General features: G+C 46.1%; 22 protein-coding genes. 11 read left to right on the top strand and 11 right to left on the bottom strand.

Annotated features, from left to right (window positions below; translation table 11 throughout):
- Positions 1-45 precede the first annotated feature (45 nt).
- From bioD to bioB, 9 genes are all read right to left on the bottom strand, one after another.
- Complete coding sequence (gene bioD, locus ACZ5V1_RS11585) at positions 46-750, bottom strand: dethiobiotin synthase (protein ID WP_464388969.1); 705 nt, start codon at positions 748-750, stop codon at positions 46-48.
- The gene (locus tag ACZ5V1_RS11580; RefSeq protein WP_464388968.1) at positions 737-1,879 is read right to left on the bottom strand and encodes an aminotransferase class I/II-fold pyridoxal phosphate-dependent enzyme; all 1,143 of its coding nucleotides are present in this window, start codon (positions 1,877-1,879) and stop codon (positions 737-739) included. The genes bioD and ACZ5V1_RS11580 overlap by 14 nt, the downstream gene beginning before the upstream one ends.
- On the bottom strand, positions 1,861-2,298 hold the full coding sequence (locus ACZ5V1_RS11575; protein WP_464388967.1) for a hotdog family protein: 438 nt from the start codon (positions 2,296-2,298) through the stop codon (positions 1,861-1,863). Before ACZ5V1_RS11575 ends, ACZ5V1_RS11580 begins: the two co-directional genes overlap by 19 nt.
- A complete protein-coding gene (locus ACZ5V1_RS11570) occupies positions 2,299-3,528 on the bottom strand; it encodes a beta-ketoacyl-[acyl-carrier-protein] synthase family protein (protein ID WP_464388966.1) in 1,230 nt (409 codons plus the stop codon). It abuts the gene before it with no gap.
- A gap of 9 nt (positions 3,529-3,537) precedes the next feature.
- Positions 3,538-3,906 (bottom strand): acyl carrier protein, encoded by a 369-nt coding sequence (locus ACZ5V1_RS11565; RefSeq protein ID WP_464388965.1) that lies wholly within the window; start codon positions 3,904-3,906, stop codon positions 3,538-3,540.
- A 10-nt stretch (positions 3,907-3,916) separates the two neighbouring features.
- Positions 3,917-4,678: an SDR family NAD(P)-dependent oxidoreductase gene (locus ACZ5V1_RS11560; RefSeq protein ID WP_464388964.1), complete on the bottom strand. Its 762-nt coding sequence runs from the start codon at positions 4,676-4,678 to the stop codon at positions 3,917-3,919.
- Positions 4,671-4,979: an ApeI family dehydratase gene (locus ACZ5V1_RS11555; protein WP_464388963.1), complete on the bottom strand. Its 309-nt coding sequence runs from the start codon at positions 4,977-4,979 to the stop codon at positions 4,671-4,673. Before ACZ5V1_RS11555 ends, ACZ5V1_RS11560 begins: the two co-directional genes overlap by 8 nt.
- A 412-nt stretch (positions 4,980-5,391) precedes the next feature.
- Positions 5,392-6,747: an adenosylmethionine--8-amino-7-oxononanoate transaminase gene (gene bioA, locus ACZ5V1_RS11550; protein WP_464388962.1), complete on the bottom strand. Its 1,356-nt coding sequence runs from the start codon at positions 6,745-6,747 to the stop codon at positions 5,392-5,394.
- Positions 6,748-6,756: 9 nt separating this feature from the next.
- Positions 6,757-7,737 (bottom strand): biotin synthase BioB, encoded by a 981-nt coding sequence (bioB, locus tag ACZ5V1_RS11545; RefSeq protein ID WP_464388961.1) that lies wholly within the window; start codon positions 7,735-7,737, stop codon positions 6,757-6,759.
- A gap of 470 nt (positions 7,738-8,207) precedes the next feature.
- On the opposite strand from bioB, the gene ACZ5V1_RS11540 reads away from it, so the two are divergent.
- The 8 genes from ACZ5V1_RS11540 to ACZ5V1_RS11505 all read left to right on the top strand — a co-directional run bounded on the left by ACZ5V1_RS11540 (position 8,208) and on the right by ACZ5V1_RS11505 (position 18,786).
- Positions 8,208-9,194, top strand: coding sequence for a biotin--[acetyl-CoA-carboxylase] ligase (locus ACZ5V1_RS11540; protein ID WP_464388960.1), 987 nt, complete (start codon positions 8,208-8,210; stop codon positions 9,192-9,194).
- A 395-nt stretch (positions 9,195-9,589) separates the two neighbouring features.
- Complete coding sequence (locus tag ACZ5V1_RS11535; protein ID WP_464388959.1) at positions 9,590-10,981, top strand: MATE family efflux transporter; 1,392 nt, start codon at positions 9,590-9,592, stop codon at positions 10,979-10,981.
- Between the two features lie 8 nt (positions 10,982-10,989).
- Positions 10,990-11,895, top strand: a complete 906-nt coding sequence (locus tag ACZ5V1_RS11530) for a DUF2156 domain-containing protein (protein WP_160717106.1) — start codon at positions 10,990-10,992, stop codon at positions 11,893-11,895.
- A 212-nt stretch (positions 11,896-12,107) separates the two neighbouring features.
- Positions 12,108-12,341 carry a NifU family protein gene (locus ACZ5V1_RS11525; RefSeq protein WP_464388958.1) on the top strand — a complete coding sequence of 78 codons (234 nt, stop codon included), beginning with the start codon at positions 12,108-12,110 and terminating at the stop codon, positions 12,339-12,341.
- 326 nt (positions 12,342-12,667) lie between these two features.
- Positions 12,668-14,059, top strand: a complete 1,392-nt coding sequence (gltX, locus tag ACZ5V1_RS11520) for a glutamate--tRNA ligase (RefSeq protein WP_464388957.1) — start codon at positions 12,668-12,670, stop codon at positions 14,057-14,059.
- A 646-nt stretch (positions 14,060-14,705) separates the two neighbouring features.
- A complete protein-coding gene (gene speB, locus ACZ5V1_RS11515; protein ID WP_160717112.1) occupies positions 14,706-15,662 on the top strand; it encodes an agmatinase in 957 nt (318 codons plus the stop codon).
- A 3-nt stretch (positions 15,663-15,665) separates the two neighbouring features.
- On the top strand, positions 15,666-17,144 hold the full coding sequence (locus tag ACZ5V1_RS11510; protein ID WP_464388956.1) for a sodium:solute symporter family transporter: 1,479 nt from the start codon (positions 15,666-15,668) through the stop codon (positions 17,142-17,144).
- Positions 17,145-17,370: 226 nt separating this feature from the next.
- The gene (locus ACZ5V1_RS11505; protein WP_464388955.1) at positions 17,371-18,786 is read left to right on the top strand and encodes a sigma-54 interaction domain-containing protein; all 1,416 of its coding nucleotides are present in this window, start codon (positions 17,371-17,373) and stop codon (positions 18,784-18,786) included.
- A gap of 219 nt (positions 18,787-19,005) precedes the next feature.
- On the opposite strand, the gene ACZ5V1_RS11500 is transcribed toward ACZ5V1_RS11505, so the two are convergent.
- The gene (locus tag ACZ5V1_RS11500) at positions 19,006-19,260 is read right to left on the bottom strand and encodes a hypothetical protein (RefSeq protein WP_464388954.1); all 255 of its coding nucleotides are present in this window, start codon (positions 19,258-19,260) and stop codon (positions 19,006-19,008) included.
- Positions 19,261-19,484: 224 nt separating this feature from the next.
- Here ACZ5V1_RS11500 and ACZ5V1_RS11495 point away from each other — a divergent pair, with 224 nt between their 5' ends.
- Positions 19,485-20,168, top strand: coding sequence for a Crp/Fnr family transcriptional regulator (locus ACZ5V1_RS11495; RefSeq protein ID WP_464388953.1), 684 nt, complete (start codon positions 19,485-19,487; stop codon positions 20,166-20,168).
- A gap of 611 nt (positions 20,169-20,779) precedes the next feature.
- Positions 20,780-21,232 carry a hypothetical protein gene (locus ACZ5V1_RS11490; RefSeq protein WP_464388952.1) on the top strand — a complete coding sequence of 151 codons (453 nt, stop codon included), beginning with the start codon at positions 20,780-20,782 and terminating at the stop codon, positions 21,230-21,232.
- Between the two features lie 146 nt (positions 21,233-21,378).
- On the opposite strand, the gene ACZ5V1_RS11485 is transcribed toward ACZ5V1_RS11490, so the two are convergent.
- Complete coding sequence (locus ACZ5V1_RS11485) at positions 21,379-22,107, bottom strand: ATP-binding protein (RefSeq protein ID WP_464388951.1); 729 nt, start codon at positions 22,105-22,107, stop codon at positions 21,379-21,381.
- Between the two features lie 273 nt (positions 22,108-22,380).
- On the opposite strand from ACZ5V1_RS11485, the gene ACZ5V1_RS11480 reads away from it, so the two are divergent.
- Entirely contained in the window at positions 22,381-23,052 is a 672-nt protein-coding gene (locus ACZ5V1_RS11480; protein ID WP_160717126.1) for a Crp/Fnr family transcriptional regulator, read from the top strand.
- The last annotated feature ends 87 nt before the right edge of the window (positions 23,053-23,139 follow it).

Here is a 23,139-nt window from a genome sequence, read left to right as displayed (position 1 = left end):
AGGTACGACATTGTTGGCAGGTTTGCCGTGCTTCATTCGGTAAACCTAGCCAGCGATCCTTTCGAAGAGATTGATTGCCTCTTCCGGAGGGTTTGAAAAGTCTTCAATATGCGGAATACAACCGCATACAGAATAGTTCGAAAATGTGGAGATTGCTTCCATGTTTTCCTGCAGCATCGCCTGTGGTGTACGGTGTTCCTTGTTATTCACAAACACTATCCCTGCCGGTTGAACGCCTCGGTGATGCAACGCCTCAATGGAAAGAAGCGTGTGGTTGATTGTACCAAGTCCGGCTCGTGCTACGAGTATTGGCTTGATACCGAACTGCTCGACAGCCATTTGCACCATGTCCGCCAACATGTGTGTGCGGCTGAACGGCACAAGAAGTCCTCCAGCCGCTTCGACCACCAGGGTATTATTTTTACGCAAATATGCCAGTTTGTGTAGAAGGTCTTCCACTTCTACGCTGCTCTGTTCATCACGGGCAGCGTAGAATGGAGCCTTGGGAGCGTTAAAGCAGACTCCGGTAGCATCAGCAGCGGTCTGATGTATTTCCGGACAATATTTAAGAACGAAGCTCGCGTCCGCGCCTGCATCGTTCGGGGTCAGGCAGCCTGTTTGCACTGGTTTCCAATAGTAAGGCGTGTGCCCCGTCCTTATCAGAAACCGCATAAGCATCAGGGAAGCAACTGTCTTACCCACATCGGTATCTGTACCGACGACGAAAAATGACGGATTAGGTTCTGTCATACCACCCCCTGATACTGCTGACGAATGTGTGTACGTCCGCAGTACTGTGCAAGGCTGTCATGCTCACTCGTATGACAGCTTTGTTCATTGGTACGGTCGGATAACGCGATGCAAAAGCAAGCACACCATCTTCCCGCATTTTTTCCGCAATTTCTGCGGCTTTCGCTTCATCACCAATCTCAATAGAAACTATATGCGCATCACCTTGAATGGTGAATCCTGCATCCTGCAATTCTGAACGGAGAAACGCACTGACTAATGCCAGGTGTTCGCGTTCCGGTTCTCTTGTGGGTAGTTTTTTGAGTAACGCAGCAGCTGCGGCTGCGTGTGCTTCCGGCATCGCTGTAGAATAGATTACAGGCGATGAGAAGTTATGGAAAAATTCTTTAAATCCTTCAGGCATCAATATAAACGCGCCGAACATTCCGAGCGCCTTGCCGAAGGTTCCTACTGCAATATCGGTACAGCCGTGACTGATTCCCGTGCCGTTTGTTCCTAGCGCTCCGAAAGAATGTGCCTCGTCCACCACACCGAAGAAATTATGTTTTGTGCGTAATGCAGCAAACTCATCTGTTTTTAATAAATCCCCATCCATGCTGAAGAGAGATTCTGTGAGTACAACAGGGTTCTCTGCGTGAGCAGCAGTCAGCTTTCTATCAAGTTGTGCAAGGTCGCTATGAGCAAATCCTTTCAGCACGCTCCCTGTCTGCGCAAGCCCCTGCGCCATGCTGGCGTGGATTCGTTTGTCGTAGAATAAGGTCTCAGAAGGTGTGCAGAGTCCCCATACGACAGCAAGGTTTGTTTGATAGCCACTCGGAAGAAAGATGGCTTCGTCGTATCCAAAAAATTCTGCAAATTGACGTTCAACATCTTCAGTGAATCTACTATGCCCTGTGACCAGCCGCGATGAAGTGCCGGATGGAGAGTGCGTTGCAAAGCATTCACCAAGTGTTTTCTGCCAGCTGGTATCTTGTGATAGCCCCAGGTAGTCGTTGGATGCAAAGTTGATGAGTTTTTTGCCATCAACAAGAACACGGCTGCCAATCTGTTTTTCTATTGTTATGGGATTTCGGTGTAATCCGGAACTTTTTTGAACCGCGATGGAACGTTTTAAGCGTTCTTTAACCATTGAAATAACTCTCTGTAATGGGTTGTAAGGGAGTCTTTCGCGAACTGTGTACCAAATTCAGTACTCCCAAAGAGAAATGAGCCTTCAAGCTTCATTTCTCCGCAGGTAAAAGAAATATCGTAGGCCGCTGTAGAATCAGTCATGGCTGTTTGTACGACGGTTGTTGTGCCGCAGCCAGAAAATGTTTCCACAGGTAGCAAGGGAGATTGCTGAACAGAGAGCAAGAAGGCGTGGCGTGAAAACTCCATGCATTTTCTAAAATGCAGCCCGCCGGTTTGTGCCATGGCTTCCAAAGCAAGATATGCTGGAGCGGCTGAAAAGTTTTTTTCAGCCGTAAGAGTTTGGGCAGCATAGTGTGTGACTCTATCCAGCAGGATGAATCGTTCTACACCAAAATGAATGGTTTTATCGTATTGCATTTATGACCAGAGACGCACAACGAGTGCACTGTTTTGACCGCCAAATCCAAAATTCTCCAGCAGGATAGTAGGAGGCATGGTTGAATCGGAATGCTCTGTTTGGTCGGTAACAAAATTGATTTTGTCAGAGCACGGTACTGTAAGATTGCGTACAGGAGGAATAAATCCTTTGTTAAGCATTGCGAGAAGAATACCAAGTTCAATCGCGCCGGATGCAGCCGTGCAGTGCCCAACCCATGATTTAAGTGCTGTAACACGTGGCTGATGACCATTATCTGAATAGAACATACGTTCGATCATAGCAGCTTCCATCTGATCGTTGAGCGGAGTAGAGGTGCCGTGCGCAGAAATAATATCAATACCCTCAGGCGTAAGCTTTGCCTCCGCGATTGCGGAGCGTACTGCCTTTTCAGCATGAAGAGCATCAGGGTGCGGTGCTGTCATGGCGTGGGCATCCATCGTGGCGCCATATCCACAGATTTCTGCAATTATGTGTGCACCGCGTTTCTGTGCGTGTTCCAGTGATTCCAGAACAAACATTGCTCCGCCTTCACCAGCAATAAAACCGCTACGCTTTGTATCGAACGGGCGACATGCTTCGCTCGGATCACCGCCTTTATTCCAGATAGCTTGTGCTTTTTTATAAGCGAGCAACCCGCCGTGGGAAATACGGGAATCACCACCGCCTGCAAATGCGACGGTCAGGTATCCATCTTTGATTTTACGAAAGGCTTCACCAATGGCTTGAGTAGAAGCAGAGCATGCAGTGCCGATGGTTGAATTTTCACCATGTATATGTAGGAATTGGCTTATGGCGCTTGCAGCTGTGTTTGGTAGATAGCGAAGCATCCACAGGGCTGCCAATTCTGTGCTGTCCAAATTGCCGTTTTCTACATTGGGAAAATCTGAACTGATATCAAAGTTCGGCCCCATTCCGCAAAAGAGACCGGCATCTTCCAGTAGATCGGCAGTTGCGCTGCAATCTTCAGCGGCACGAATGGCCGCACAAAGTGCAAGCTGCGCACCGCGTGATAAATATTTTTTATTTTTCCAACGTCCGGTAACAGCTGCGAGATCGAAGTCTGGAATAGGGCAGTCAACGCACCCCTCAAATTCATGAGAAGAGCGAAAGTTTGGCGTATTATGTCGAACAGAACTCGTGATCTCTTCAGGAGTGCTGCCTAGCGATGTAACATACCCTGCGCCTGTTATGACGACTCGATTACGCATGCCGGCTCCTTATGCACGTTTGGCATGTTCAACGTACGCAACAATATCGCGTACTTGAAGAACAGGCCCTTCGTTAATTGTGTGCAACATTTCTTCAACACGAGCAGGTGTCAGATGCGGGTAGATGCTTACAAGGTGTGTTGCAGATGCAAGCCCTTTGTCATTCGCTTCTGCAATGTGCATCCGGAATGATTTCAAGAACACAATCTCATCTTGAACAGAAATGTCGCATTCTTTTGTCAGTCCTACACCGTATTCCATCAGATCAATGGATTCTGTTGGAAGGTCACGCAGAACATAGGTTTTAAAATTTACTTCTTCCGGCTCTACTTCGAGAACCTCTGTAATAACTGTCTGTACCTGATCAAAAATGGACATCTCAAAATCCTTATTTACAAGCGGTCAAGCCGCCATCCATTGTAATAGAAGTGCCGTTAATCATACGAGCATCATCGCTAAGTAAAAACGCTACAGTCTGAGCGACTTCGTCTGGAGAAACAGCACGCTTTGCAGGACTGCGTGTTATAGCCTGTGGGTTGCTTTCGATAAATGTGCTACCCCTGCCACTCTGCACATATCCAAGTCGCAACGAGCAGCTCGTCACACCGCGCCCGCCAAGTTCAACGCCAAGGTTCTGATACAGTGCCTCGCCCGCCAGCTTAGATGCTGCGTAAAATCCCTGTCCTGAATTCGGAAGTGCGGCAGCGGTTGAGGAAATAAACACACAGCGACCAAATCTGTTTGCCAGCATCATTCTTGAAATATGTCGAAGGCAGATAGCCCTGCCCGTAATGTTGGTTTCCATGTACTGAGCAATGTCAGCAGGTTCAGCGCCTGCAATAAATGCCTCAAAATCACTCTGCATGCAGTCCACAAGATAGTCGGGTGAATCGATGTTACTAAGCGCAGCGTCGACAGACGACCCTGTGCCCCTAATAGCGCTTCGGGCAACCTTTTCCAAATTGAGTTCAAGTATCGTTGCAGTAGGAAAGGCTGATGTAATACGGTTGATTCCATTTTCTGAACATGCAGAAAGGGTAAGCCTAATACCCGCATCGGATAGTATTTTTGCAACCGCCATTCCCAAGTCTGACGACGCGCCAAGGACACACGCATGGTCTCCCGCAAGCTGCATTGGAATGCTATGCATCTTTTTCTCCATCCCTTTGTGCTAGTATTCGTCCCGTCACAGCCTTCTTTCCATCCTTCATCAACGTACACGCAAAACCAAAAGGTTTTGGTTCAATGGAATACGCATACGCATCAGGTGTAACAAACAGCCTGAAGCGAAACTTACTCACGCTCAAAACAGCATCCGGCATACGCTCGCGAATTACGCTTACAAAGCTATGGATGATAAGCGTTCCCGGAATCACAGGGCTGTCTGGAAAATGATCAGCCAGCGCTGGTTCGTCAGCAGGGAATGTAAATGTACCTGTGATTATGGGCATATTTTGTATCTTTTAGGCCTTCGGCGAGTCTCCGACGGGGAAGGGCTCTGCCCTCCACCCGCAAGGGGGACGCCCCCTTGACCGCGATTAGGGCTGACTTTTTTGTGCGGATACACATAGTTTATTAGGCTTATGAATACTCAACGCATTACTCAGTAATAATAAAAAACTTTGAAAGGATCGTTGTCAGAGAGTCAGTTTATTCCGCCGACGCGCGAGTTTTTGTGACTAACTGAATACCACCACGCTAGAATGCCCAATATTGGTAGCTCTTACTAAGCTTTCCAACGTGATAAAAAACGGGCTGAACTCGCTAATAAAAATTTTAGGAGATTCTTAAGAAGCCCTTTTTTAAAAGGGTTCTTAAGCCGCCGGAGGCATTAAAAATACCACCGAAGTACAAAAAATATCCTTACTCTGTCACAGTCTTGATTGCCTCGGCTGTTGCATTGCAAAGCAGGTCGATTTCATCGAGCGTAATGCTGAGCGGCGGCATGAGTACAATGACGTCCCCAAGGTTTCGGATGATGACACCATGCTTGCGTGCTTCCATGCAGACTTTGTGCGCAACTTTATCTGCTGTTTTGAACGAGGTCTTTGTGGCTTTGTCTTGCACTAGCTCGATGCCGGTCATGATCCCGCGATTGCGGATTTCACCGACATGGTCGAATTCGAGCATGGCTGCGAGCCTGTTTTGCAGATGGGCAATTTTAGGCTGAAGCTTTTCCATGACGTTGTTGGCTTCGAAATAGTCGAGGTTTGCTATGGCTGCTGCACATGCGAGCGGGTTGCCTGTGTATGTGTGACCATGGAAGAATGTTTTGAACTCTTCGTGCTTGCCGAGGAAGCCGTTGTAGATATCTTCTGACGCAACTGTTGCTGCTAATGGCAGGTAACCGGCGCTGATGCCTTTTGCGAGACAGATGATATCTGGCGTGATGGATTCCTGCTCACAGGCGAACATGGTTCCGGTCTTGCCGAAGCCTACTGCGACTTCATCTGCAATGAGGATAATGTTGTGGCGCGTGCAGAGATTGCGAACGTGGGTGAGGTAGCCAGTAGGATGCATTAGCTGTCCTGCTGCGCCCTGAACAAGTGGTTCGATAACGAATGCTGCGGCAGTGTTTCCGTGCTGTTCGAGAACGTCCTCTACATGCTGGAAGCATTCGCGATCACAAGTGTCTTTTTCTTTACCGAACGGACAACGGTAGCAGTATGGGGTGATTACTTTTTCACCTTGGAAAAGCATATGCTTGTAGGTTGCGTGGAATAAATCCATGCCGCCTACAGCTACAGATCCAATGGTGTCACCGTGATAGGCGTTTTGCATGGAGATAAATTTGATGCGGTTCGGATCGCCTTTTTCTGCTTGCTGCTGGAACTGGAACGCGATTTTGAGCGCGACTTCAACGGCAGTGGAGCCACTGTCAGAGTAGAATACGCGGGTGAGTCCTTCAGGCAGAATATCAACGAGACGTTTTGCCAGTTCTGTTGCGGGAACGCTGGCAAGGCCGAGCATTGTAGTGTGGGCAATCTTGGTAAGCTGTTCCTGCACTGCTTTGTCGATCTCCGGCACACAGTGACCGTGTACGTTTGTCCACAAAGAAGAAATACCGTCTAAGTAACGGTTACCTTCTGTATCAATAACCCAGTTGTCTTTACCGCTTTCGATAATGAGCTGGTCTTGCTGCGTCCATTCTGCCATTTGGGTGAACGGGTGCCATACGTTTGTGCGGTCGATATGTTGTAATTCTTGTGTAGTGCTCATGTGTGCTCCTTATAATACGCCCATGCTTGAAAGCATGTTGATGTCGTCTGTCATGTTGCGTCCGCCAGTGGTCAGGTAGTTTCCGATCATAAGACCGTTGGCACCTGCCATGGGGATGAGTGGTTGAAATTCACCGAGTGTGTTCTCGCGTCCACCAGCAATGAGTATGTCTTGTGTCGGGAGAATAAGTCGGTAGACAGCAATGGCGCGCAGTGCTTCAGAAGGTGCAAGAAGCGGTTGGTTTTCGAGTCGTGTACCTTTAACCGGAGTCAGAAAATTCATGGGAACGGATGGTACATTGAGATCGCGAAGGGTGCAGGCAAGTTCCACCCGTTGGTTGCGGTTTTCGCCAAGACCTAATATGCCGCCGGAGCAGACACGGAAACCGGCTTGAAGTGCATTCTGAACGGATGCAATGTCATCGTTGTATTCGTGTGTGCTGCAAATAGCAGAAAAGTGGGAGCGTGCAGTTTCAAGATTGTGGTGGTAGCTGGAAAATCCAGCCTGACGCAACCGTTCTGCCATGTCCGGTGAAAGCTGACCGAGCGAACCACAGACCTTGATGCTGGTCTGAGTGGTAATGGCGAGTGCTGCCTCGCAAACGGTATCAAGCTCTTTGTCAGAAAGAGCCATGCCGCTCGTTACAATGCCGTATCTATGCGCGCCGCCCGCTTCCAGCTCTTTTGCGCGGGTTAGCAAAGCATTCGGGTCGATCAGTGGATAAATGGGCGCGCCCGTGTCATGGTATTTAGACTGTGCACAGAAGGAACAGTTCTCGCTGCATTTGCCTGATTTTGCGTTTACAATACCGCAAGTGAAGGCTGCGCTTGTAGTAACCGTGGAGCGGATGCGTTGTGCTCCTGCAAGCAGGTCAAGCGTTGCGCTTTCAGGCAGGTTTATCAGCATTTCAGCATCAGTGCGGCTGACGCCTTTTCCTGACTGGACAACCTCTTCGCACAGGGCGTACACAGTTGAAGCAGTAGTGGTCATTATGATTTCTCTGAAATTTTTTAGATGTGAAACGCATCGTTAGTTCGATAGCTACTGTTTGCCTTCGGCGACTCTCCGAGGGGCAAGGGCTCTGCCCCTTGCATCCCCGCAAGGGGGACGCCCCCTTGACCGCGAATGGGACTGACTTTTTTTGTGCGGAACCATACAGTTTGTTAGGCTTATTAGTATGCAGCGTATTAATCTGGATGGTACCAAGCTTGAACGCTCAATATTGGTAGCTCTTATTAAGCTTGCCAACGTGATAAAAAACGGGCTGAACTCGCTAATAAAAGTTTTTGGAGAGTCCAGAGAAGCCTTTTTTTAAAAAGGTTCTCTGGCCGCCAGAGGCACACGCTTAAGATAACCCGATGCGGACACATCTTGTGTCGTATTTGTACTGTCGGATTATCTGAGAGTGGTGCTATTGTCAACTTTGAGTGAAAGTATAAGGTTTACAATTAGAGGTAGAAATGGCTTCAAAAGGTGATGCGGTTCGTGAAAAGCTTCTGGAATTGCTACAGAAAAATACAGAAGGGTATACATCTGGAGAAGATGTAAGCCGGATGTTCTCAATTTCGCGTGCTGCGGTGTCTAAGCATGTCGGAGTGCTGCGTGCTCAGGGACACGAGATTGAAGCTGTTACCCGCAAGGGCTACCGTCTGTTGCATAAAGCAGAGTTGCTCACGGAAGATATTGTGCAGCAGGGATTGAAAACAAAGATTTTTGGTCAGCGCGGCGTTCACTATCTGCCGAGCGTTGGATCTACGAATATTGAGGCAATGCAGCTTGCATTTACTGATGCACCGGAAGGAACCGTTGTTGTTGCTGATGAGCAGACAGGGGGGCGTGGTCGACAAGGACGCACGTGGCATTCTCCGGTTGGTTGCGGATTGTATGTTTCGGTTGTTTTACGACCGGACATTGCCCCGAATGAGGCTCCGATCATTACGTTGTTAACCAACGTAGCTGCGGCAGAAGCCGTTTACGAACTGGTTGGGATTTTGCCTGTTTGCAAATGGCCGAATGATGTTCTTATTGAAGGTTGCAAGATAGCAGGTAACCTTACTGAAATTTTCCTTTCCGGTGATGCTGTCGGACATATTGTGTCCGGGGTTGGAATCAATGTGCGTCCGCTACCGAAGAAATTGGTGCCGGATCTTCGTACTGCTCCGTGCTCACTTGAAGGGGTTGCTGGTAAAAGCATTTCCCGTGTGGAACTTCTTCAGGCGTATTTAGTTCGATATGAGCATTGGTATATGCTTGTAAAAGAGCAGGGCTTTGCTCCACTTCTTACTCGCTGGAAAGAGCTTACTGATGTTGTTGGCAAAGAACTCACAGTGCAGGTGCGTGGAGAAACAATTAAAGGCACAGTGACCGATGTTTCTACTGACGGCATGTTGCTTTTGCGCAGTAAAAGCGGTGTGGAACATCGTTTGTTTTCTGGCGATATTTTGTAATTTTCTCCTTGAAGTCAGCCTTTGATCGTAGCTCTGTTTTTTTCTCTTGGGGCAGTGTTTTTATGTCCAAAGAGAGGGCTTATCGTTTGGCAATTGCGTTTATTTTTGTCCGAGATGTATATTTGTAATTACGAAAAAACGGCTTTAGATTTAGTTCCTTTCTGTTCGGCAGGGCGTTGACTGTCCTGTTTCCTATTCAGTTTTTCCAAAAATATCATATGAAGAATCCGTACCTGCTTATCTAGTGTAGCGCTGAAGAACGCTGCAAAAATTTGAAGCCATTTGGGTACAAATGTGTCCCTACGTATAAAGTAGTATTTGCATTTTCTTGGCTGTACTTTTTCCTCATCCGTATTACTGTTTGCTCTTCAACACTTTCACTTGGTAATAAATTAATGAGTAACTCAGAGAAGATACCAGACCCAACATCATACAGATCCATATGGAATCTTGCATGGCCGCAGATCCTTATGATGATGTTCCATTTTTTAATCGGCTTTGTCGATGTTTGGGTAGCCGGGCAGATAGATTCAAATGTTCAGGCGGCTCTCGGGATGATCTCGCAGACCTCTATGTTCTTCTTTGTCGTAGCGATAGCCATTGGTAATGGCTGTGTTGCTGCCATTGGCCAGTCCATAGGTGCAGGCTTACATAAAAGGGCTGCACGGTATGTTGGATTAGTTGTGCTGCTTGGGTTGACTTGTGGCCTGTGTGTTTCAGGATTGGGCTTAATTTTTCGCGATGCCTTTTTGGGAATATTGCAGACTCCTGAAGAAATTTATCCCATCGCAATGTATTTTCTAAAAATTTATTTAGTGCTCCTGCCTGTGTACTATGTGTTTGTTATTACAAACTCTATATTTCGGGCAAAGATGCTGGTCTTTATCCCAATGCGGGCAATCATCATTGTTGCATTGGTGAATACAATTGCTGACTTGGGCTTCGGGCTTGGCTGGTTCGGCTTCCCAGAGTTTGGCTATCAAGGGGTAGCATGGGCAACCCTGCTTTCTGTTACTGGTGGTACAATTTATAACTTTAGCGTGCTTATCAAACGCAAAATTCTTGTTAAGGGCTCTTTCGCCCCGTTGCGGTGGGTTCGCCGTGCGTTGCCGTATCTGGTAAAAGTAGCGGCACCGGCTGGTGGGACTCAGGCACTGTGGCACACAGGGTACATAGTGCTTTTCGCCATTGTTGCTTCGTTGCCGTATGACGCGGTTGACGCGCTTGCGGGACTTGCCGCGGGGATGCGTATCGAATCCCTATTATTCCTGCCTGCGTTTGCATTTAACATGACTGCAAGCATTCTCATCGGGCATTCGCTTGGCGCCGGAAACAAGGCCGAGGCGAAACGCGTAGGGTTGCGAATTTTGGGTACCGCATGTGGACTTATGTCCATAATCGCTATCATTTTCTGGCCATTTATTGACCCAATGGCAAAATTTCTTGCACCTGAAGCCGATGTCACCATACAGGCGGCCGTGTATTTAAAGTACAACATTATTTCTATTCCATTCACTGTTGCCAGTATGACACTTGGCGGTATTATGACTGGTGCAGGTGCGACTATATATAACTTTTGGATTTACAGCAGTGCTTCGTGGCTGGTTCGGTTACCCGTGGCGTATATCCTCGGTCATCTGATTTTAAAAGATGCAGAGGGTGTTTACATTGCCATGCTCGTTTCACAGGTATTCCAGTCCACAACAATGTTTTATATATTTATGCGTCGCGACTGGTATCGCTTCAGCATGATTAAACGCAAAAATGCGACCGCTCCGGCTGCGTAGGAGTCTTCATGAAAGAACTTGTTTTTGAACCGATTACTTTTGAACGTAAAGATGAATACATGGAGCGTTTGGCTCGAAGCAACACCAAGTCATCCGACTTCAGTTTTACAAATATTTGGGGCTGGGCAGACGAGTACGGCCTTGAATGGGCGTGGACAGATAATTTAGTTTGGATTCGTCAGTCTACTACCGGAGATTCAGAGATTCCCGTTGTTCGTCACTGGGCGCCAATTGGTAACTGGGATAACGTGAACTGGGCGGATTGTCCGTACATGAAGCAAGCCCGCACATTCCACCGTGTACCGGAGCGTTTGCTTGCAATCTGGAATGAAAAGCTTGGCGGTCGCGTCACCTCTCAAGAAGATCGTGGGCAGTGGGATTACATTTATGACGTTGAAGAGCTTGGTGAACTGCGTGGTAAGAAATTTCATAAAAAGAAGAACCTCGTAAACCAGTTTAAGAAGCTTTATACGTATACATATGAGCCAATGACTGCTGACTGCGTTGAAGCCGTGCTTGAAATGCAGGAAGAGTGGTGCATGTGGCGTGAATGTGAAGACTCTCAGTCTCTTCTTGCAGAAAACGACGCAATTCGTCGCGTGCTGGAACAGTGGGACGAAATACCATCTCTTATTGGTGGTTCTATTCAAGTGGAAGGCAAAGTTATTGCCTATACGGTAGCAGAAGCTATCAACGACGAGACCGTTGTTATCCATTTTGAAAAAGGTCAAACTGACTACAAAGGTATTTATCAGGCCATCAACAATTTCTTCCTGACTGACGGCGGTTCCCGATTTACCTATGTAAACCGTGAGCAGGACTTAGCAGACGAAGGGTTGCGCAAAGCGAAGATGAGCTACAACCCAACAGATTTTGTGAAGAAGTTTGTGGTTGAATTAGCAGAAGAAAAGTAAAATCTCATAGGCTGAAAACAGCCGGTTATTTTTTCATTTACAATAGAATGTATGAAAAACGTCAGATTCGGGGCATGCAGTGGCTGTATGTGCGGGTTTGACGTTTTTCTCGTAACAGCGCAAAGTGCAGGGCTATCTCTGTCTACGTTTGACACCGTTTTTTAACGGAGATAGAAGTGCCACACATCATATACAGACCTGTGAGGAATAAAATGACTCTTAATGAAAAAGTTGAAGCAGCGTTGGATAAAGTTCGCCCTTACCTTCAGAATGACGGTGGCGACGTTGAACTGGTAGATATTTCTGAACGCGGCATTGTAACTGTACGCCTTACCGGCGCTTGCAAGGGCTGCCCGATGTCCCAGATGACCCTGCGAAATACTGTAGAGCGTTTTGTTCTGAAAGCAGTGCTTGAAGTTAAGGCTGTTGAGCCAGCTGAAGACTAAAATTTTGATGGCAACGCCGCATCTTGCGGCGTTTCGTTGAAAAAGCAAGATTTTCACAGAGGTCTAACTCAGGTTTGATCTTGATTTTTTCTCATGCCGTTACACTTTGTGATCCGTAAAACTCGAAGAGTTGTTAGCGGCAGATGGTTGCATTGCGCAGGTTTGAATCAATCTGCGCGACAGGAACATCATTAGCAAATCAGTAGTAATCTAGGCGCATGCATTTTTGCCTCAGGGTATCGTCCTATTAGGCGAGGATTGTTTATCTGTTTTGAACAATCACAGTTGGATGCGTCCGGTTTTTTATATTTTTAGGAGATAGTTACATGACTAAAGTAGTCACCCGTTTTGCTCCGTCCCCGACCGGGCATTTACACATCGGTGGTGCACGCACCGCTATTTTCAGTTGGTTGCTTGCTCGCCACAATGGCGGCGAATTTGTTCTGCGTATTGAAGATACTGACAGAGAACGTTCTGAACAGCAGTACACAGACGCAATTCTTGCTTCTATGGAATGGCTTGGTCTTAGCTGGGATGCAGAACCTGTATACCAGAGCAAGCGCGATGATCTGTACAACAAGTACATTGATCAGCTGCTTGTAGAAGGCAAAGCGTACTATTGTGACTGTACTTCTGAAGAAGTAGAAGCAATGCGCGAAGAAGCTCGTGCTAATGGCAAAAAGCCTAAGTACAACGGCAAATGTCGTGAGCTTGGTCTTGAGAAAGCAGAAGGCCGTGTAGTGCGCTTTAAAGCACCGCTTACTGGTCGTACTGTTTGGAAAGACCTTGTTAAAGGCAGCATTGCTTTTGACAACGAAGAACTCGATGACATGATCATTCGTCGTAGCGATGGTTCTCCTACGTACAACCTTGCTGTTGTTGTGGATGATCATTCTCAGGAAGTTTCTCACGTGCTTCGTGGTGATGACCATGTGAACAACACCCCTAAGCAGATTATGGTTTATAATGCATTGGGTTGGGATCTTCCTGAATTCGGTCATGTTCCAATGATTCTTGGTTCTGATCGTAAGAAGCTTTCCAAACGTCATGGCGCAAAATCCGTTATGGAATACGAAAAAATGGGTCTGCTTCCGCAGGCGCTGGTTAACTACCTCGTACGCCTTGGCTGGTCTCATGGTGATCAGGAAATTTTCGCTCTGGACGAACTCATCGAAAAATTCTCCACCGACAGTCTTTCTTCTTCTGCTGCCGGTTTTGATCCAGACAAACTTCTCTGGCTCAACGCTCAGTACATGAAAGAATCTACTGATGCTGAACTTGCAGCACTCGTTGGGCCGTTTGTAAAAGAAGCTGGTTTTGATGTATCCATCGAAACATTAACTGCAATGGCTCCTCTTTTTAAAGACCGTGCAAAAGACCTGATCAGCCTTGTAGACGCAATGCGTTTCATGCTTCTTTCTGATTCCGAATACGTGTTTGAAGAAAAAGCAGTAACCAAAGCGTTAACTGAAGAAGGTAAACAGCATCTTGCAAATATGCGTGAGCAGTTTGCAGCACTTGAAGCATTCACTAAAGATACTACCCACGATGTTATGGGTAACTATGTATCTGATAATGGCCTCAAGTTTAAAGCTGTTGGCCCTCCATTACGTGTGGCACTTGTTGGTGCGATGGGTGGTCCTAACCTCCCTGACGTTATGGAGATCATCGGTAAAGACCGTACTCTCGCTCGTATCGACCGTGCTCTTCAGCAGTAATATTTTTTATTGTTGTCATTCAAAAAGCCGCTACAGACGTAGCGGCTTTTTTTGTAGTTATCAGTTGAGGCTTAGGGATTGAATTTCAAGAGTCGAGTTTTACGTTTGAATCTCACGGGTTGAGTCAAAACGAATAAACCGTGTGAGAAATCCATAAACGGGATTTTTTGGATGGATCCGTTTGAAGTTTTTGAGAACCCCGCAAGTTGAAGCCGTGACTCTTCGAATTCTACGGAAGAAGATAGCAGGGCGGAGGAAGCTTAAGCCACGGGATACATGGCACAGGCACGTTAGATGCGCTCAAAAAACACATTGAACTGCTGTATTCAATGTTGAATTACCTCCTATGCAGAAGTGAATAGGTAGAAATGTACTGCCATTACAGGATTTTTTTCTTTTGCTCATATAAAACTATTCAAAACTGAATAGTCGGTAAAACTTTCTTACAGATAATATCAATAAAACTTAACAGGTTATGTTTTGGCATGAGGCTTGCCTTTATGGAGGTACAACCCTGCCCTTGTCCGGCAATTTACTTTGATAAATTGATGTCGTGTTTCATGACGGATTTAACTTGTATATTGATTTTGTGCCCGTTTGTTTTGCTGAGACTGTCCCATGGGCAGGGCAATCTCAGGAGGAAAGTATGAGTAAACCAGTTAATTCTTTAGAATCCCCACGTTTTTGCGGTGTGCGTACTTTTATGCGTTTGCCTCATGTTGCTTCAGCAGAAGGCGTAGACTTCGCAATTTTAGGCGTACCGTTTGATACCGCGACATCATATAAGCCCGGCTGTCGTTTTGGTCCCGAATCTATTAGAGCGGCTTCCAGCATTTTGAAAAATTACAACGAAGTGCTTGATGTAGATATTTTTGAAGAATGTAGTGGTGTGGATTGGGGCGATATTGATATTGTTCCTGGCTACTTGGAAGAGAGCTTTGAAAAAATTGAAGAAGGCGTGGCAACCGTGCTACAGGAAGACGCTATTCCAGTAATTATGGGCGGCGATCATTCAATTACATTACCGGAACTGCGTGCTGTCGCTAAAAAGCATGGGCCGGTAGCTCTTATTCATTTTGATGCCCACTCCGATACAGGCAGTGACTACTTTGGTAAGCCGTACAACCATGGAACAACCTTCCATTGGGCTATCAAGGAAGGACTGATCAAGCCTGAAGCATCTTCTCAGGTGGGAATCCGTGGTCCATTGTACAGCCGTGATGCTTTACAGTTTGCACGTGAGAGTGGAATGGATGTGATTACCGGATGGGAATTGCATCACATAGGCATTGAAGCTGCTGTTAAACGCATTCGCGAACGCATCGCTCCGGGAACTCCAGTTTTTCTGACCTTTGATATCGATTTCCTTGATGCTGCATATGCACCGGGAACCGGTACACCTGAAATTGGTGGTTTTACCACCCATGAAGCACTGAAACTTGTGCTCGAATCTTGTCAGGGGTTGAATCTGATCGGGATGGATCTTGTTGAAGTTCTGCCTGAATCTGACACTGCTGATATTACATCCTTTGCTGCTGCCGGAATCATGCATGCATTTCTGTCATGCCTTGCCTACAACAAGAGACAAGCTGGAACGGAGTAACATATGTCTATCGATCTTATAATTATCCTCGCCTATTTCCTCGTAATGATCGGATGCGGTATCGCTGGAATCTTTTTCGCAAAGAGTAATGAAGATTTTCTTGTTGCCGGTCGTAATTTAAAATTTTGGATGTATTTTCCCTGCCTTGCCAGTGTTATCCTTGGTGGCGGCGCTACCTTCGGTTCTGTAAAGCTTGCGTACCAGTTTGGTTTTTCAGGAGCATGGGTTGTGCTCATGTACGGCTTTGGTGTGATGAGCATGGGTATTTTGCTTTCCAGCAAGATGGCTAACCTTCGCGTTATCAGCCTGAGTGAAATGCTGGAAGTTCGTTACGCAGCCAGCGCACGGTACATCAGTGCAATTATCTCCTGTATCTACACCGCAATGATCGCGGTTGTTCAGGTTATCGCCATTGGTACTATTCTCCACGCATTTTTCGGTTGGGATATGGTTACATCCATGGTCGCCGGTGGCGCAGTATCTTTGCTGTACACCCTGCTTGGTGGTATGTGGTCTGTAACCATTACAGATGTTATTCAGTTTGTGTTGATGATGGTAGGCGTGTTCGGCTTCCTCGTGCCGCTTTCTGTTAAAAAAGCCGGTGGTCTTGATGCGTTGTTCAACGCGGTTCCACCTTCCTATTTTGATCCGTTTGCTATCGGCTGGGATCAGCTTCTTATGTACTTCCTGCTCATGTACCTTGGTATTATGATCGGTCAGGACATCTGGCAGCGTGTATTCACTGCTAAGAGCGGTAAGGTTGCATCCCGTGGTACGATTACCGCTGGTTTCTTCTCCATACTTTGGGGCGGCGCAATGGCAATCTGTGGCATGGCAGCATTTGTTCTGCTCCCTGATCTTGACGAACCACAGAAAGCTCTCGGTCAGCTTGTTGTAACAGTTATGCCTAGCGGCTTGCTCGGTATGGTTGTCGCAGGCTTGCTTTCCACTCTTATGTCCACAGTTAGTGGTACAATCCTCGCTTCTTCCACACTGATCATTAACGACCTTGTTAAGCCTTTCCGCGGCGAAATGGATAACAAGCAGGAAATGTTCCTCGCCCGAATCATTACTTTTGCAGTCGGTATTGTTGTACTTCTTCTCGCAGTTGTTATCGGCGACGTAATGCATGCTCTTGATATCGCATATGCACTGCTCTCCGGTTGTATCTTCGTACCGGTTGTTGCTGGGTTCTTCTGGCGTAAAGCGACAGCACAGGGCGCAGTATCTTCAATTGTAGTAAGTGGTATTGTTACAACTGTATGTATTATGACCTATGGTGCGTTTTCCGCATACACCATCATTTACGGTATTCTGAGCAGCGCGGTTGTTCTGGTTGTCGTTAGTTTGATGACCGGCCCTCCGAATCCTGCACAGCTTGCAGATTGGGAAGCTCGCCTTGCAGCTTCTGAGCAGTACGATGCAGATTCAATGACTGATGAAGAGCGTCAAGCTCAGGCACAGCCAGCGGCAATTCACTAGCGGCTAATTTGCAGCGGAATATATTGATACAAAGAATGAAAGCCCGGAGAGATTGTCTCCGGGCTTTTTTGTAAATGAGCGGTTTGCCTGAGGACACCGCATTTGCTAGGGTCGACCGTGCTGACATCATAAGAATGTATGCTTCTGCATATTCTGTATAACAGGCGTAGTCCGGTAGGCAGACTGGATTATGGCTGTACCAACCTTTTTTCACTAGGAATTGTGTATGCGCAATTACACGCCCTATGAAAGCGGGGTGCGGGACTTCTTGGCAGAGTCTCTTCCCCTTCGCGCAAATTTACCGGATTTGCACGATCTTTATTCTGTAATCGAATCCATGCACGATAATGTTGTTATCGTGGATAAAGTAGGCGTCATTATCTGGGTGAGCGGCTGCTTTGAGAAAACATACGAAATTTCAAAAAGCGAAATTGTCGGTAGAACTACATACGATATGGAAGCAGAAGGTTTCTTCTGCCCATCCGTAGCTTCTCTTGTGTTGCAGGGGAAACAGACCGTGACCATTGTCGAAGGCAATCAGCTTGGGGGGCGTAACATTGTTACGGGCGTACCTATTTATGATAAAGCCGGAGATGTAGAGTGGGTTATCAGCTATACCGTAGATTCCCGATATTTCCTGAAGCTGAACAATGAATATGAAAAGCTGAACACCGCGCTTGATGGTGAGCAGATTGTCTTGAGTCCCGACCCTTCTTCGTGGGGAGTTGTTGCCATCAGTCCGGCAATGCAAAGGGTGCTTGAGTATGTTTCTAAAGTAGCACTCGTTGATACAAACATATTGATTACTGGCGAGTCCGGTGTCGGTAAAAATGTTATCTCCCGCCTGATCCATAAGCAGAGTGATCGTTCTGACGGTCCGCTTATGGAAATCAACTGTGCCGGTATTCCGGCAACCTTGCTTGAATCAGAATTGTTTGGATACGAAGCCGGAGCGTTCACCGGTGCCAGCCGACACGGAAAGGTCGGACGCATTGAGCTTGCCAATGGTGGAACACTTGTGCTTGATGAAATCGGCGAGTTGCCTCTTGAGTTGCAGGCAAAGCTTTTGCAGGTCATTCAAGAAAAAAAACTTACTAAGCTTGGTGGTACCCGCGCTATTAATGTGGACTTCAGGTTGATTGCCGCGACGAATCAGAATCTACGCTCACTCGTAGATAAGAAGTTGTTTCGAAGTGATTTGTTTTTCCGTTTGAATGTGTTGCATCTGATCATTCCTCCACTCCGTGAACGAACCGAAGACATTGTGCCGCTTGCGAATAATGTTTTGGAAGAAGCCAACGGGAAGTATTCTACAAACAAATATTTTTCACCGGAAGTTATGGATGCTTTGGAAATGTATTCATGGCCGGGGAATGTGCGGGAACTGCGAAATGTAGTGGAGCGGCTTGTAATTATTTCCGAGCAGCTCATTATCGCAGAAGAAGATTTACCGTCACATATTCAGGATGGTGCTTTTTTAGAGCGTGAAAACAAGCTGCCATTGAAAAATGCGCTTCACGAGTTGGAAAAGAAACTTGTAACGCGCGCATTCCACAAACATAAAACAACGGTGGCTACCGCAAAAGCCTTGGGCATCAGTCAACCGAGTGCCGCGCGTAAGATTACAAAATATTGTAGGTAATGGTCTGTATTGTTACTGCAAATGATGCAGTTTCAATGATGCTATTCTTTATCTTTCTCTCAATATTACTTTGGAAATAGTACAGAAAAAGGGTGATTCTACGTACTTGTAGAATCACCCTATATTTTCATACGAGCGCTATGTTGAGCAACACACATTGCGTGGCCGGAGGATGACGAATATCGTCCTCAGACAATGCAGCATCTGCTGCTACAGGTCCTACTGCGCTGGTAGATCGTCCTTGGTATACATACGCCAGCTTGTTGTGCCGTCCTCAGACGATTCAGGCTCAACACGTAGAATAGGTTCACCTTTCCAGTAATATATCATGGATTCGTCAGAGAAAACATCACACTTCATGTTCTCTGCGACAACATGTGGTTCCAGTTTTGCTACTTCAATTCCCAGTTCACTTAATTGTTCGCGCAGCAGGTCTTCAACACGTGCTGCAACGCTTTGGGACATCTTGGTCATAGATTTCTCCTCATTATGCTGAGCGGACTATAGCCTTGATTGCAATAGTTCGCAATTGTGTTGAGGTGTTGGAATGTAAACAGTGGCAACTTAGTTGGAATGATGACGGCTTGCCCGCAAGTTGCTATAAGGTGGCTGTGCTTAGAATGTAGAAACGTGTCTACCGTGTGTGAGCGTCATTTTGATGACGCAACATATTATATAGATTAGTAAAAAGGATTGTCATGCAACTTACTACAGTGCTTTCTCAAATGCCCTTTTTTAGCGGACTCTCTGAAGAACAGCTTTCAGGATTGGCAGCCATTGCTGTAAAAAAAGATGTAGGACGCGGACAAATTATTTTTTATGAATCCGCTCCGGCAGAAGGTTTCTATATTGTTTTGTCCGGTAGGGTTAAGATTTACAAGACAGGCCCTGATGGACGAGAAGCGATTATTCACTTGTATGGCTCAGGTGAAACGTTTGGTGAAGTAGCAGTTTTTCAAAACAGTTCATTTCCTGCACATTCTGAAGCAGTAGAAAAATCCTCATTGGCATTTTTCCCGCGCAAGGGATTACTGGACTGCATTGCCAAAGACCCTGCGCTTGCACTTGCCATGCTTGGTGCCATGTCTAAAAAATTACGAATGTTCACCAAGCAGGTAGAAGCGCTCACGCTTCACGAAGCTCCTCAGCGCCTTGCATCGTATCTGCTGTACACCAGTGAAGAAAAAAACGGTGCTGTTACCTTTAAGCTTGATGTTTCTAAAGGTTTGCTCGCAGGTATGCTTGGAACAGCACGTGAAACGTTATCCCGTACTCTTTCTAAAATGGCAGATCGGGGACTTGTTTCGGTAGAAGGGCGACAGATTACCATTGAAGACATGGCTGCGCTTGAAGACTTGGCAGAAGGTGAAATAGTTCTATAAACCTATCCACCCGAAATTTCATAATATAGTTTTGTGCTCATAGTTTTTAATTCCTGATGAGATCGGCTGTAGAGCGCGTCAGGTCAGGACTTTTTGTCGCGAGGCTGTGTCCTTCATAAGGTTTCATTACGCAGCACAGATTAGTCAGGTAGCTGCAATACCGACACTAATGAGGTTACAGCATATCTCAGCATTTTTCTTTTTTGCAGGTCAAAAATGTTGTTGCTTGATTTTGTACATAATTACCCACCGTTGCATTCATCTTGTTTTTTGTGATTGCGTGTGATTGCGATGAATGTCTTCTGCAACATGTTGTTAGCATTACTAGATTGAACAAAATAGTTGTTTATGAACCGCCGTTGAAATATTTCAACGGCGGTTTTTTTCTGTAATAAAAGAATGATGCAGTGTTTTTTGTACGCAGTGAAGAAAGAATACAGCAATCTATCAACAATATTACGATGTAGTAATGTTTGTTTTGTGTTCTTTCTGCTAGCGTGTTGGTAATTGCTTAAGGTTGTTACGATCAGTGTGGCAGCAGGCTGCATTTTCGAATGTTGAACGTAACAGGTTCTTATAGATTAAAAAACTGTATTGATAGGAGGCACATTATGGTAAGAGCAAAAATGATTGCTTGTAATATTGGAGCATTATTGGTTTTGGCTATATTGATTATGCCGACAGCTGTTAAAGCACAGACATGTGGCCCGCAGCCGTGTGTGAAGGTTCAACCGTGTGTAAAAGCTGTTCCTTGTCCACAACCAGTTCCGTGTCCTAAACCTGCACCGTGTGTACGACCTGAACCGTGCATTAAGCCGTTACCGTCAGCAATGCCGTGTCCAAAGCCGTGCCCACCGCCAGTAGTTGTTGAGAAGGTAGTTCCTTGCTCACCTTGTCCACAATTTGCTGTATTATCTGTTCCTTGCAACCAGATGGCAATTAATAGAGTTCTTTCTAATGCATCAAAATGCAAAGTTAGACGTCCAATGTACCGTGGCGCTTGCATGAGTCGTTGTCTGTCCCCTTGTGGCAGATGGTGGGCTGGCTACCCTCGTGTTAAGTAACTAACATTTTAACTGTGCAGCAGACTTCGATGCCGCACAAAAGATTCATATGAAAAGGCCGCAGTACTTTGGTACTGCGGCCTTTTTCTAACTTTGTCTGGTAAGGTGAACGTGTCGTTCTATGGGAGAAAGATTGTTTGGATCGATTAACCGAACATTGTTTTTTCAGCTCTGCCACCACCACAAGTCATGATAGTTTCATTAGCTTCAATATTAACACCGGCAAGTTTAATTGCGTCTGCTAATGCGCGGGAAAGACCGGTACAGCAAGGAACTTCCATACGAAGAACGCTGATTGAGCGGATGCCGCTGGTTCGGATAATGTCTGCAAGTTTGTTTACGTATTCGTTGGTGTCATCAAATTTAGGGCAACCGATGAGAACAACTTTATCTTTTGCAAACTCACTGTGGAAAATTGGTGATGCTGCTGCTGCACAGTCTGCTGCAACAAGCACGTCTGCGTCTTTAAGGTATGGAGCAGTCGGTGGAACAAGACGGATTTTGAGAGGCCAGTGACCAGGGCCGGAAACTTTGCTGCCCGGTACCGCAATCTCAACAGTCTTCATGCTTTTAACATGAGATCCCATGCAACCGCACGGGCTGGACTGAGGCGCTTCTTTTTTGTCGCGCTCTTTTACCCATTCCATTGCAGCTTCTTCGTCAAACTCAGGAGCTTCTCGTTCAATAATGTGCAATGCGTCCTGAGGACATGCACCAAGGCATGCGCCTAAGCCATCACAGTATTCATCTTTAACGATTTTTGCTTTGCCGTTGATGATCTGGATAGCACCCTCAGCACAGTCAAGAACGCACAAGCCGCAGCCATCACAACGTTCTTCATCAATCTCTATAATCTTACGCATTACTTTATTCATAAAAACTCCTTTTAGCGAAGTCGCTTTAATTCCTTGTCTGTTGAGTTCACAATACTCGATTCGTTTTTTCATGTTGTGACATACGGCAAAAATTTGGACTTTTTCTCTAATAATTACATTTTTTTTTGAAAAACTATCCAGTAGTCATAACTTCCGTTGGTTACAGAATATCTGCTTATAAAATTACAAAAGTAGACTTGCAAGTTTCGCTTCTCTTGGGCAATCTTTAGTGTGTAGTGAATTGCCTAAAGAGCTCTTAATAAGGAAAAATCCATGAAATTCGCTGAAATAAACTTGCTTTCAGAGCTAGCAAAGCCTGAGTTTAAAGATTTACGCGCCGCAATGAACGAGCGAAAATTTGTTGCCACCGAGATGATAGCAGATCCTTCTGATCCTTCAATTGATGAAATATCAAAACCTAATGCTTCCGGTGCCGGTAGTGTGTTCATTGTTAAAGAAGGCCGTTTGAGAGTTTTTCTCGCGGCAGAAGGTAAAGAGTTTACACTGTCTATTTTGGAAAAGGGTGATATTTATACCTGCCATACCGGAACATTTGTTCAGGCGCTTACTTCAGGAGTGCTGCTTACCACAAGTATTCCTGTGTTCCACACCTACATGCGCGATATTCCGCAGGTAAGTAAAGTTATGGTTCGTATTCTCGGTAATATGCTGAAAAGCACTTTCGGCATTATTGATGGTCTTGTTTTCGGGGATGCTTCTACACGTCTTGCAGATTTCTTGTTATCAGTAGCAAAAGAAGAAGACGGTAAGCTCGTGGCTCGACTTGGTATGACTGGTGAACAACTTGCACAACACGTTGGTTCCACCCGTCAGACTGTTTCAACTTTGCTAAATGATATGGTTCGATCCGGCATTCTGGTTCGGGTAAAACGCGGAGTTTTTGAAATTGTAGACGAAACACGTTTGGATGAGCTTAATAAATAGAAAGACAATGCCTACTGGTCTATTTTTAAAGTAATTGTCAGCTTGCCGACAGAATGAGATTTGTGAGTGTGCAATAGAGGAGACTGA

Source organism: Halodesulfovibrio oceani subsp. galateae (genome assembly GCF_055397225.1).
Note: the sequence above shows the minus strand (reverse complement) of the source record. Positions and strands in the feature narration are given on the sequence as shown.